General features: G+C 48.1%; 16 protein-coding genes. 12 read left to right on the top strand and 4 right to left on the bottom strand.

All coding sequences use genetic code 11. The features are described 5' to 3' along the window. The first annotated feature begins 125 nt into the window (after positions 1-125). The 10 genes from exuR (at position 126) to M979_RS20285 (ending at position 6,149) form a co-directional block, all read left to right on the top strand. Positions 126-902, top strand: a complete 777-nt coding sequence (gene exuR / locus M979_RS20330) for a transcriptional regulator ExuR (RefSeq protein WP_034461334.1) — start codon at positions 126-128, stop codon at positions 900-902. Between the two features lie 474 nt (positions 903-1,376). Continuing rightward, entirely contained in the window at positions 1,377-2,039 is a 663-nt protein-coding gene (yqjA, locus tag M979_RS20325) for a DedA family general envelope maintenance protein YqjA (protein WP_034461333.1), read from the top strand. A gap of 11 nt (positions 2,040-2,050) precedes the next feature. Then, a complete protein-coding gene (gene mzrA, locus M979_RS20320) occupies positions 2,051-2,428 on the top strand; it encodes an EnvZ/OmpR regulon moderator MzrA (protein WP_034461332.1) in 378 nt (125 codons plus the stop codon). 169 nt (positions 2,429-2,597) lie between these two features. Next, positions 2,598-2,966: a DUF1090 domain-containing protein gene (locus M979_RS20315; RefSeq protein WP_034461330.1), complete on the top strand. Its 369-nt coding sequence runs from the start codon at positions 2,598-2,600 to the stop codon at positions 2,964-2,966. Between the two features lie 36 nt (positions 2,967-3,002). Then, positions 3,003-3,308, top strand: a complete 306-nt coding sequence (locus M979_RS20310; RefSeq protein ID WP_034461328.1) for an ElaB/YgaM/YqjD family protein — start codon at positions 3,003-3,005, stop codon at positions 3,306-3,308. Between the two features lie 2 nt (positions 3,309-3,310). Further along, complete coding sequence (locus M979_RS20305; RefSeq protein ID WP_034461327.1) at positions 3,311-3,709, top strand: phage holin family protein; 399 nt, start codon at positions 3,311-3,313, stop codon at positions 3,707-3,709. Then, positions 3,706-3,996, top strand: a complete 291-nt coding sequence (locus tag M979_RS20300; RefSeq protein ID WP_064556179.1) for a YqjK-like family protein — start codon at positions 3,706-3,708, stop codon at positions 3,994-3,996. The genes M979_RS20305 and M979_RS20300 overlap by 4 nt, the downstream gene beginning before the upstream one ends. A 199-nt stretch (positions 3,997-4,195) precedes the next feature. Next, positions 4,196-4,588, top strand: a complete 393-nt coding sequence (locus M979_RS20295; RefSeq protein WP_034461325.1) for a DoxX family protein — start codon at positions 4,196-4,198, stop codon at positions 4,586-4,588. Between the two features lie 79 nt (positions 4,589-4,667). Continuing rightward, positions 4,668-5,660 (top strand): glutathione S-transferase family protein, encoded by a 993-nt coding sequence (locus tag M979_RS20290; protein ID WP_064556178.1) that lies wholly within the window; start codon positions 4,668-4,670, stop codon positions 5,658-5,660. 105 nt (positions 5,661-5,765) lie between these two features. Next, positions 5,766-6,149, top strand: coding sequence for a DUF805 domain-containing protein (locus M979_RS20285; protein ID WP_064556177.1), 384 nt, complete (start codon positions 5,766-5,768; stop codon positions 6,147-6,149). An 87-nt stretch (positions 6,150-6,236) separates the two neighbouring features. Here the strand turns inward: M979_RS20285 and M979_RS20280 are convergent, their stop codons facing one another. After that, entirely contained in the window at positions 6,237-7,127 is an 891-nt protein-coding gene (locus M979_RS20280; protein WP_034461321.1) for a LysR family transcriptional regulator, read from the bottom strand. A 106-nt stretch (positions 7,128-7,233) separates the two neighbouring features. On the opposite strand from M979_RS20280, the gene M979_RS20275 reads away from it, so the two are divergent. Further along, entirely contained in the window at positions 7,234-7,935 is a 702-nt protein-coding gene (locus M979_RS20275; RefSeq protein WP_064556192.1) for a pirin family protein, read from the top strand. 33 nt (positions 7,936-7,968) lie between these two features. After that, entirely contained in the window at positions 7,969-8,139 is a 171-nt protein-coding gene (locus tag M979_RS23555; RefSeq protein WP_167350291.1) for a hypothetical protein, read from the top strand. A 1-nt stretch (position 8,140) separates the two neighbouring features. Here the strand turns inward: M979_RS23555 and M979_RS20270 are convergent, their stop codons facing one another. The 3 genes from M979_RS20270 to M979_RS20260 form a co-directional block, all read right to left on the bottom strand. After that, positions 8,141-9,448, bottom strand: coding sequence for an L-cysteine desulfidase family protein (locus M979_RS20270; protein ID WP_064556176.1), 1,308 nt, complete (start codon positions 9,446-9,448; stop codon positions 8,141-8,143). Positions 9,449-9,491: 43 nt separating this feature from the next. Then, a complete protein-coding gene (locus tag M979_RS20265) occupies positions 9,492-10,814 on the bottom strand; it encodes an SLC5/6 family protein (protein ID WP_034461318.1) in 1,323 nt (440 codons plus the stop codon). A 508-nt stretch (positions 10,815-11,322) separates the two neighbouring features. After that, positions 11,323-12,420 (bottom strand): AAA family ATPase, encoded by a 1,098-nt coding sequence (locus tag M979_RS20260; RefSeq protein WP_064556175.1) that lies wholly within the window; start codon positions 12,418-12,420, stop codon positions 11,323-11,325. Between the last annotated feature and the right edge of the window lie 16 nt (positions 12,421-12,436).

Genomic DNA, 12,436 nt, shown 5'->3' with positions numbered 1-12,436 from the left:
CGGTGTCTCAAATTTGTTTACAAAGCCGCCCACGGGCGGCTTTTGTGTATCTAGAATGTGGAGCCGAACTTTGAAAAGTGGTATAACAAATAAGGTTACCCGCAGGACCTTTCCCGGAGCTACAGATGGAAGTTATGGAACCACGTCGTCTTTATCAGCAATTGGCAGCTGAACTTAAACAACGCATCGAAAACGGTGTTTATCTGGTTGGGGAAAAACTCCCGGCAGAGCGCTTTATTGCTGAAGAAAAGAACGTGAGCCGCACTGTGGTTCGTGAAGCGATTATTATGCTGGAAGTGGAAGGTTACGTTGAAGTACGTAAAGGCTCTGGCATCCACGTCATCGCCAATCAGGCGAAGTACACCAACCTTCCTGACGAACAGTTTGAGTTCGCAAGCTTTGGGCCATTTGAGCTGCTACAGGCTCGCCAGTTGATTGAAAGCAATATCGCAGAATTTGCCGCCACCCAGGTCACGAAGCAAGATATTGTCAAACTGATGGAAATTCAGGAAATGGCGCGTAATGAGGAAAGTTTCCGCGATTCAGAGTGGGACCTTCATTTTCACACTCAAGTCGCGCTCGCCTCTCAAAATAGCGCCCTTGCCGCAATCGTGGAAAAAATGTGGAGCCAGCGTATCCACAACCCATACTGGAAAAAACTTCACGAGCACATTGATAAACGCACCGTGGATAACTGGTGTGAAGACCACGACCAAATTCTTAAAGCACTGATTCGTAAAGACCCTCATGCCGCCAAACTGGCGATGTGGCAACATCTGGAAAATACCAAACAGATGCTATTTGATGCGACCAGCGATGATTTCGAATTTAACGCCGATCGCTACTTATTTGCAGATAACCCGGTTATTCATCTCGATACTGCCGCAAACGGTCAAAAATAGTCATTTTCCCGCGCGAGGGTAAGCAAACCAACCAATAGTGTCAGCGTTTGTAAATACCCTCGCCAGCCCCCCGACGAGTCATCAAAATCAATCCTCAACAAAGCACAAATACTGTGACGCATTAGACAGAGCTTTGTTACAATTAGATGCAATTTCACTGTTGGTATTAGCTTTGCTAAGTAGCTACCCGGTCGCATTCACATGGAGTTGTGGCGCGAATGGCTTACGAGCAGTGGATTGTAGGCGGCAACTACAACAAGGCATATATCCAGAATAATTCGAGTTGCAGGAAGGCGGCGAGGCAGTGAATTCACCGAAGCTTACTTAAGTAAGTGACTGAGGTGAGCGAGGCCCAGGAATGGGTCGAGTATTGCCAACGCACATGCGACTTGAAGTATGTAAGGGTATAACAAAGCCGCACTCTACTTATCTGACATTGATCAGCGGCCTTAACCGATGTGCCAGGAACACTGAATGGAACTTCTCTCGCAACTGTTGAACGCTCTCTGGAGCCAGGATTTTGAAACGCTCGCCAATCCGGGAATGATTGGCATGCTTTATTTCGTCTTGTTCATGATTTTATTCCTTGAAAACGGCCTCCTGCCTGCAGCCTTCCTACCCGGTGATAGTTTATTAGTTTTGGTAGGTGTGCTGATTGCCAAAGGGGCGATGGGTTTTCCGGAAACCGTACTTTTACTGACAACCGCCGCAAGCCTCGGCTGCTGGCTTAGTTATATTCAAGGGCGTTGGCTTGGAAACACGAGAATCGTGCAGAACTGGCTATCGCATCTTCCCGCACATTATCACCAGCGTGCGCACAACTTGTTCCATAAACATGGCTTGTCTGCATTGCTGATTGGTCGCTTCATTGCATTTGTTCGTACCCTGTTACCAACTATTGCTGGTTTATCTGGTCTGAACAATGCGCGTTTCCAGTTCTTCAACTGGATGAGCGGCCTGTTATGGGTACTAATCCTCACCACGCTAGGATATCTGCTCGGTAAAACGCCAGTATTCCTGAAATATGAAGATGCATTGATGTCCTGCCTGATGCTGCTACCAGTCGTGTTACTGGTTATTGGTCTGATCGGTTCGTTGATTGTGCTTTGGCGTAAAAAATACGGTAACCGCAGTTAAGAGGGATAACGATGAAAACACATTTTTTTCGTGGCCTAAGGGCCACGATGTTGATTGGCGCAATTGCCGCGGCCTCGATACTGATATGGTCGGGAATGCAGCGCACTGAGTCCACACTTGAGATTCGCTCCAGCCAACAAGGCATCAGCATGCCTGACGGGTTTTATGTCTGGCACCACCTTGATGCCAACGGTATTCGCTTTAAAAGCATTACGCCTGACAACAATTCGTTATTGATAAAATTTGATTCGAGTGCGCAAAGCGAGGCTGCTAAAGCCGTGTTGTATAAAACGCTGCCGCATGGCTACGTTATCGCTCAGCAAGATGAAGATGACAGCGCCAGCACATGGCTTACGCGTGTGCTCAACGAAAATATCCGCATCGGTTAACCCTTTCCTGCAATCCTAATTTGCTAACGAGGATTGGGGTTTTACTCAATTTCTGACTATGCTTGTTTTTACTTAAATCGCTACAAATCATCATATTCGTATAATTTTTGGATTTTGTGTGGCCTTAACCTCGCGGCTAAATGCACATTCACAATGGAAGGTTGTAAACATGAATTACCGTACCGTACTGGCTCTTGCCTTGTTATCTCTGACTTCTGTGGCACATGCGAGCTCGCTGTGCAGTGAAAAAGAACAGGATATTCAACGTGAAATTGGCTATGCGGAGAAGCACCAGAACAAAAGCCGTGTCGACGGGCTCAACAAAGCGTTGAAAGAAGTTCGCGCTAATTGTACTGACAGCAGTTTACGCGCGGCTCATCAGAAGAAAATCAACGAACAAAAAGCTGAAATCACCGAACGGAAAGCAGATCTGAAGGAAGCTCGCGAAAAAGGCGATGCTGATAAAATTTCAAAACGGGAACAGAAACTGGCTGAAGCTGAGCACGAGCTGAAAACTTTGCAGGCTCGTGATTACTAAGTTTTAAGGATCAACCTCAAACACCTGGAGAGAACCATGTCAAAAGATACTACATCAGAACATTTGCGCGCTGAGTTGAAATCCCTGGCAGATACCCTTGAAGAGGTGCTGAGTGCATCGACGGATAAATCAAAATCTGAACTTGAAAAGCTGCGTGGCAAAGCTGAAAAAGCACTGAAAGAAAGCCGTGTACGCCTGGGTGATACCGGAGATGTTATTGCTAAACAAACCCGTGAAGCCGCCGCGAAAGCTGACGATTATGTGCGTGAAAACCCATGGACTGGTGTTGGCATTGGGGCGGCGATTGGCGTCGTACTCGGTGTCCTGCTGACGCGTCGTTAATTATGCCTGAATCCCATCAACCTCAAGGTCCAGGTAAAGGCGTGCTCGGCATTGGCCAGCGCCTTGTCACTATCATCGTTGGGATGGTGGAAACGCGTGTGCGGCTTGCAGTCGTGGAACTGGAAGAGGAGAAAGCACATCTCATCCAGTTACTCCTGATGCTTGGGTTAACCATGCTGTTTGCTGCATTTGGCTTAATGAGTCTTGTGGTGCTGGTTTTCTGGGCCGTCGAGCCGCAATACCGCCTGAACGCTATGATCGCGACAACAGTCGTTTTGTTGGGTCTGGCTTTCATCGGTGGTATCTGGACTCTGCATAAATCGCGTCAGTCCACTTTGCTTCGCCATACCCGTCGCGAGCTCGAAAATGACCGCTCGTTGCTGGAAGATGACAAACTATGAGTAAACGTGAGCTAGATAAACGCAAAGCATTTTTACTCAGCCAGATTCAGCAGCAACGGCTGGATTTAAGTGCAAGCAAACGCGACTGGCTTGAAGTGACAGCGACTTATGACAGAAGCTGGAACACACTGATTAGCTTACGCCGGTATGCATTAGTCGCCAGCAGTGCTATGGCTATCTGGACAGTGCGCCACCCTGGCTTCCTGATGCGTTGGGCAAGGCGCGGGCTAGGCGTCTGGAGTACATGGCGCCTGATTCGCAACACAATACAGCCGCAATCGCATTAGTCTCCAACGCCGCCTTATTCAGGCGGCGTTTTTATTAGTCAGTAATATTGAAAAACATCGACAGTTTTCCTTGCTAACAATCCCTTAACGTCCCGTCTATTATCCTTTCCATCAACCGCAATCACCGGTAACTCCGGGAATTGCAAAGACAAACATCCCTGGGCTGATAGCACCCACAAGAGATTCGCTGGAGAGTAAAATGAAAAAATTAGATGATGCAGGTGTTCTGTTAGCTCGTATCCTGATGCCGATTCTGTTCATCGTTGCAGGTTGGGGCAAAATTAACGGTTATGCCGGCACTCAACAATATATGGAAGCGATGGGTGTTCCTGGGTTTTTACTGCCATTGACCATTCTGCTTGAGTTTGGCGGCGGCCTGGCAATTCTGTTCGGTTTCTTTACTCGTACCACAGCGATTATCACTGCCGTGTTCACAATTCTGACAGCGTTCTTGTTCCACGGTGATTTCAGCCAGGGCATGAACTCAACAATGTTTATGAAGAACTTCACCATCGCCGGTGGTTACCTGTTACTGGCTATCTTCGGACCAGGTGCCTACAGCATCGACCGTATTCTGAAGAAAAACTGGTAAGGCTTCTATACTGATTAGAAGTAAAAGCGAAGGTTAATCCCTTCGCTTTTTTGTTTTTAAGGCTCACGAGGAGAATGAAATGGGACAATTAATTGATGGCGTCTGGCACGATGTCTGGTACGACACCAAATCCACAGGCGGCAGTTTCAAACGCTCAGAGTCAGCTTTTCGCAACTGGCTAACAGCGGATGGTGAACCCGGCCCAACCGGTAAAGGTGGTTTTGCTGCTGAAAAAGACCGCTATCATCTTTATGTCTCCCTCGCCTGCCCCTGGGCGCACCGCACGTTAATCATGCGCGCGTTAAAAGGCCTCGAGTCTCTTATCTCTGTTTCTGTGGTTAACCCGCTCATGTTGCAGGATGGCTGGACGTTTGATGATGATTTCCCAAACGCTACCGGTGATGGCTTATACCAGCATGAATATCTCTATCAGCTCTATTTACAAGCTGATTCAGATTACACCGGGCGCGTTACCGTACCTGTTTTATGGGATAAGAAAACACAGACTATCGTCAGTAACGAATCTGCTGAAATCATCCGTATGCTGAATACTGCGTTTGATGCACAAGGTGCTCGCGCGGGGGATTATTACCCAACTGCATTACGTAGCCAGATTGATGATCTAAATAGCTGGATTTACGACGGCATTAATAACGGCGTATATAAAGCCGGTTTTGCTACGTCTCAAGAAGCTTACGATGAAGCCGTAACCAAAGTATTTGAAGCGCTGGCACGTGTAGAACAAATCCTCGGCCAGCACCGCTATTTAACTGGCGACCAACTTACGGAAGCGGATATTCGTTTGTGGACCACACTGGTGCGTTTCGACCCGGTATATGTCACCCACTTCAAATGCGACAAACATCGCATTAGCGATTACCTGAATGTGTACGGATTCTTACGTGATATCTACCAAATGCCGGGCATCGCTGAAACTGTCGACTTCGCGCATATCCGCCACCACTATTACCGCAGCCATAAAACCATTAACCCTACCGGGATTATTTCCATTGGCCCCGCTCAGGATTTGAATGAGCCTCACGGGCGCGACGAACGGTTTAACAAGGGTTGATAAAATTCATATGAACTATGATTTACGTAAAATCCATTCACGGCTATTCTTGAAATAGATCGCTTACAGATCAAGTGATTGATAAAAAATCAAGGCGGGCTACAAATGGATTGGTATTTCAAAGTTTTAAAAAATTATCTTGGCTTTAGTGGACGTGCACGCCGCAAAGAGTTCTGGATGTTTATCCTGGTCAACCTTGTGCTCACCGTGGTTTTAAGCATCCTGGACAAGATGTTAGGGCTACGAATTGCAGGGGATGAAGGCGCATTGACCACCATTTACGGCGTACTGATTTTTCTTCCTTACTGGGCCGTACAGTTCCGACGCCTACACGATACCGACCGTTCAGCCTGGTGGCTGTTACTGTTGTTAATTCCGTTAGTGGGCTGGTTGATTATTCTGGCGTTTAATTGCCAGAACGGCACGCCAGGCGAAAACGAGTATGGTGCGGACCCAAAGCGCCTGGATGCACGATTCGTTAGTGAATAATAATTTAAGCATCGTGGCGGGTAGTGCTTTCGCGCCCAACAAACTCACTTAAAAAGGGTGGAGCAGCGCAAAAGCTGCCCACCCTTTTTATTTCAATAATTTTGGAATTTCACGCAAGCACCAGGCTTTTGCTTCGCCCATGCTATCGCGTCGCCACGCCATGATAATGTCAATTTCATTGGTATATTCAGGACTCACCACACGTAGTCGTCCTTCAGCAATATCCTGCTCGACCATCGGATAAGGCATCGTTGCCACACCCAAACCGGCCAGCAATGCCTGGCGTTTATCTTCCATGCTACTTACCGTAAGACGCGGCTGTTTATCCAGTAGCTGCACTGTCAGCACAGGACGTTCCCGTGCGGTATCAGCAACCGCGATACCGCGATACTTCACGCGCGTCACTTCTGAAAGCGGCTCCGGTTCATTGTGAATCGGGTGATCAGGTGCCGCGACATAAACGCTCATCACCTTATACAGCTTGCGTGAGTTAATCTCAGATGAAGAACGGAAGTGCATATCCGGAGCAATCACAATATCCGCCCGGCCTTGCTCTAAACGCTCCCATGAACCCGCCAGTACTTCAGTAATAATCGACAACTGGGTGTCAGCTTTACCGGCCAGTTTTTCCACCAGCGGATACAGCTTCGCTGTCGGCACCAGAGCCTCTGTAACAATGGTGAGATGCGTTTCCCAACCACGCGCCAGCGCTTCGGCGTCAGTGGTAAGTTTTTCAGCCGCTTCGAGCAAAACTCGCCCGCGCTCCAGTAACATCCTCCCGACATTGGTAAATTTGGTGCGATGGCCTGAACGGTCAAACAGCACGACATCCAGTTCTTCTTCCAACTTCTGCATGGTGTAACTCAGCGCCGACGGTACACGCCCCAATTCATCAGCAGCAGCGGCAAAACTCCCACGCCTGTCAATTGCGTCCATGACCCGCAAAGCCTCTAGCGTCAATGCTCTCTCTTTAGCCATCTCGTTCTCATTCAGGAAATTTGAACATACCAAGCAGATTAACTGGCTAACAATGCAGCGTCCAGAGCTTTACCATGGGTACAGTGTAAAAAGAGGTCAAGAAATTATGATTACGCCAAGAACTGCCAAACAATGCGGGAAAGCGGACTATGGATGGCTCCAGGCCCGCTATACGTTTTCCTTCGGTCACTATTTCGACCCGAAATTGTTGGGCTATGCTTCGTTGCGCGTACTCAACCAGGAAGTGTTAGCACCGGGTGCGTCATTCCAGCCACGTACCTATCCGAAGGTTGATATTCTCAATTTGATTCTCGAAGGCGAAGCGGAATACCGCGACAGCGAGGGCAACCACGTTCAGGCTAAAGCGGGTGAAGCACTGCTCATTTCCACCCAGCCAGGACTCAGTTACAGCGAGCATAACCTGAGTAAAGAGAACTCTCTTACGCGGATGCAACTATGGCTTGATGCTTGCCCGGAGCGCGAAAATCCGCTGGTGCAGAAAATCACGCTTACTGATGAGTCACAACAATTACTGGCCTCGCCGGATGGTAGTAAAGAGAGCCTACAACTGCGCCAACAAGTATGGATTCACCAGATTGAACTGGAGAAAGGCCAGCAGCTCAGTTTCCAGCTACACGGCCCGCGTGCTTATTTACAGTCAATTCATGGTACGGTTCACGCTGTAACATCTGCCGAAGAAAAAGAAGGCCTTACCTGTGGTGACGGCGCTTTTATCCGTGATGAAGCTAACATTACGCTGGTTGCAGATACCCCATTGCGTGCATTGCTGATAGATTTACCGGTCTGACCAGTATCAGGAATAGACCAACAGGAGTTATCCGTGAGCAAAAAACCATCGACGAAGAAAGCAACCAAAAAAGCAGTGTCAGCGGTTGTAGTTGAGGCAACAACCGCTGATGCCGGGCTGAGTTACGACGAGATGCTCAACGAACTGGAAGCGATTGTTGTCGAAGCAGATGTACGACTGGCGGAAGAAGAAGCCAGCCTCTGAGTTACGCGACCTTACTTGCCATAATCGCAATAATCTGACGATCGGTGTGCTGCATCGCCTGACTTGCCAGCGCACAAAGATTACGGATCGACTGCTCTACATCATGAGCTACGATCCCCTCATTTCCGCTGACCGACGTATTATCAAGTGCCATCAGTACCGCTTTCCATGCCGAAGCGGCGCTGGTAGACACTTTCATCGCGCAACTGTTTGAAGCCCCATCACAAATCATACCGCTAACATCACCGATCATATTGCTGATAGCCATTGAAATGCTTTTGTAGCTGCCGTCGATTAACCAGGTGATCCCTGCCGCCGCCCCCATTGCTGCGGTGGTTGCCGCGCATAATGCAGAGAGTGCCGGCAACTGATGGTGAATATAAATCGCCGTCAGATGCGACAGTATCAGCGCTCGCGCCAGTTTCTCACGGTCACAGGCAAGATGTTCAGCCACCACAACCACCGGCATTGTCGCGGCAATACCTTGATTGCCGGAACCTGAGTTGCTCATTGCCGGAAGACACGCGCCACCCATACGTGCATCAGAAGCGGCGGCCGTACGGATCATAATGTCGCTCAACAGATCATTTGCCATCAGGCCACGATCAAGCTGCCGCTGTAACGTCGAACCGATATGCAAACCGTACTGCACCCGCAAACCTTCGCGGGAAAGCTCGTTATTCAACAAGGCCGCATCAAGAATAAAACCAATTTCATCAAAGGGAACGCCCTGTGCAAACTCAACAATCTGCTCAAGGCTGACATTTTCCATCGAGCAAGTTTGCACCTTTCCTTCCACCTGACAATCTTCAGCGGCATCAAACAGCACATCGCCGTCTTTCTCGATTCTGATGACTCGGGTGTGTTCGCCAGCGATGACCACCATTGCCGACTCTTTGGCGGTAAATACCGTCACGCAGGTATATAAAATCTCATCGCACGGTTGTTGAATGCTGACCTTCACATCGCCACGTACCAGCAGCAGTTTTGCGGCAGCAATCGCTTCAACCGGCGCGCCTTTGAGTACTTCCAGTCCCGCAAGTGGGTCGCCCCCGAGCGCTCCCACCGCAGCGGCGATAGGCAGACCGACCATCCCGGTTCCCGGAACAGTAACGCCCATACCATTTTTCATTAGATTCGGTGAAACGCGAGCCTCGATGCTTGTAACTGGCCCCGCCAGATGCGAGGCGGCCAATGCACTTGCCAGCGCTAACGAAATGGGTTCTGTGCAGCCCACTGCGGGCTTCACATTTTGTTTCACAGCCAGGATGAGTTCAGCCCATGCCGGGTTAATTGCAGAATTTGCCATTTTTTAACCTTAACGCTTATATTCAGAAAACACATGCCTGCAATCAGGAGAATGCAAGGAATGGAGAAATACACAATAAGAGGCCAGTGATAACAATAATGACCAGTGAGACACCTTTATATTTATGCAATGCAGGGACTTTATAGACCAGCCAGGCTGGAATTAAGCACCCTACCATGCCAAATATTGGGCTACAGATTGAGGTAAAACTTAATACCGGAGCGTTCAGTACAATCGCACTCCACGCCAGTAATATGGCGAATACCATAATTCCACGCTGCACCCATTTCTCATTAATTTTTTCTGCAGGCATTTTACGGCGCAGAATATTAATCACGATACCTTGCGTTGCTTCACGGAATCCGAGATAAACCCCAAAGAATGCGGTCATAACAGCGAAGATATTTAATATCACGCTGACCACAGTGACCCATGCCCCGGCATTTCCGTTAATAAACTGGGCGGCAATAGCCAGCGCTGAAATATTTTGCTCATACGCTTTTACCGCCTCGTCATGGCCCATCGCAAGAGTAAAAGAGACTGCATAAAAGAAAACGGTCACAAACAGAATGCCAAAAGCGATGTTCATCGCACGCAGCGCTTTGAAACGAGCCACTTCGCGTGATTTTTCTTTAGAACGGTACGAAATAACCATCGGGCTAAGCGTCTGGATAAACAGAATAGACGTCAGCGTAAATGGCAGTGTAATAATCGCATTCTTCAGCAGCAACCCCATTGGCGGCAGCGTGCCGGCGTTATACAAGTGCCACATCCCGACCATAGAAACACCCAACGCGGCGACCACTAAAAGCTTGGTTAGCACCATGTATCTTGAAACTTTAAATAAGAGCTTTTCACCGCGGGATGAGATGGCGACCAGAATACAAATCAGCACCAGGCCATAGAAGGGGTTATCCGATAACAGTCCTTCTGTGACGCCAAACGTATGTAAATAAGAGGCACTGTCATTAGTGATGGCTGTGGAGTAAACAAACATCCAGATAACCAGCATAATAAAATAGAGTAAACCCAATAATATCCCCCAGTTTTTACCCAAATAACCGCTTATCACACTTGGGTAATCTTTACACTCCGGGGATTCCGCCAGCGTATTAATAAATAAACGCTGAAACAGATACATTGCTGGATAGCCGACTATCGATGAAAGAAGGAAAACCCATAATCCCATTAATCCAACCTGAACGGGTAGAAAAACTATTCCTGCACCAATTGCCATGCCAATACTCATAATGATCCAGCCGACATCAGTGCTGTCAAATTTGGTGGCGGCTTGCCATTCACTTTCAGTCATTCCTGCGCGATTCGATGCCGGAATATTAACGGCAGTAATGCTTCCTGTTTCCATAAAATGCTCGCTTTAATGTGTAGGTTTTAATTATGAGTGTTTATTACAGAGTGATTTCCCAGACCATTAAAAACATGAAGACGTGTTTTCTGGTCTTATTCGAATGTAAAAAGGATAGCGCGTGCGGAGGAGAAAAAATTTGCTACTCCATCTGCACATTCGCAATAAAAGAGAAAATAATCCTCCATTCAGAGAAATATATTCAGTTATGATTCACACTTTGCATTTTGTGTAGGAAATAATTATTCCAGAAGTTGAGAGAAACACTTAAGTAGTTATTTTTAAACGATTTTTACTAAATTATTTGTTTTTAAGCGAATTCAGACTCAACAGGGCAGTGTGAGCTGACGCAACAAGCGAGGTTAATAGCCTGTAACATCAGAGAACGAGTATTTTGATGCACTTCACACTCTGGCATCGCTTTAGCAGGAACCTCTGATTATTGTTTCAATAAGGTTACGGTTAAGATTTTTCTCCTATCATCAAGACATTTTCTTACAGTAAACGATCACGAGAGACGGTTAACTCGCGTTTCCCCATTCTCAATCCCCAACTGATAAAGCGTAAACGGCGTATGTTTTTCAATAAATGTGGCCAATTCTGGCGAATGGCTGGTTAACCAGATTTGCGTGTAGCGACTCGCTTCGGCAATCAGGCGAGCAAGCGCCGGTAACATCTGGGGATGCAGGCTATTTTCCGGTTCATTCAATGCAATAAAGCGCGGTGGACGCGGACTCAGTAGCGCCACGGTCAGGCACAAAAATCGTAATGTCCCATCGGAAAACTCAGCCGACTCCAGCGGGCGGTTAATCCCCTGCCGGTGCATCATCATCTGGAAACGTCCGTTACTGTTATCACAGAAAAATGTGCATTCAGGGAAAGCTTCATCCAGCACCTCAAACAGTAACTCGCTATCACCAATTTCAACGATGGTCTGAAACGCAGCGGCCAGGTTTAGCCCATCACCCGCTAACACTGGCGAACGGTAACCAACCTGCGGCAAGCGCAGCCCGGCTCCTTTTGTGATATCGAACTCATGGTAGAAACGCCAGTTACGCAGCGTTTCACGGGCGCTGGAAACTTCAGGATAAAGGTGTGGCTCGCCAAGCTGGCCGAACAAAGACTCGTTTTCGTAAAGCGTGGCGGCATGCGTCACTTTCTCACCGTTTACGTCGTTGAGAAAAACAGCCTGGTTGCGGCGATGCATAATTGACGAAGAAGGCCGGCGGCGAAAACCACTCAGCCAGATTTGCTCTTCTTTTACGATGGGATCGAGGTCAAACATCGTTGGGTAGGGTAACTTATCCGGGAAGCCGACCTGCAATTCGTATTCAAAGTCGTCGGTATCTACAGCAAGTGTCATACGTCGTGGCGCACTGGCATACCCTTTGGCACGATCGCCTGCCCACATAACCTTTTGAATCCCACCTTCATCAGACAACCAGTGTGACAACTGCCCCATTGCTGCGCCGTGGATCAAATGGATTGCTTTATAGATATTGGATTTACCGCAACCATTCGGGCCGAAAACCACGTTCAGCCGCCCCAAATCAATGGAGAGTTTGCGTACAGATCGGTAGTTGTCGATGAAGATGGATTTGATCATGACAGTGCTGCCTGGT

Origin of the sequence: Buttiauxella noackiae ATCC 51607 (genome assembly GCF_001654865.1) — a bacterium.
Taxonomy (GTDB): Bacteria; Pseudomonadota; Gammaproteobacteria; order Enterobacterales; family Enterobacteriaceae; genus Buttiauxella; species Buttiauxella noackiae.
This window is presented reverse-complemented; position numbering and strand designations above follow the sequence as displayed.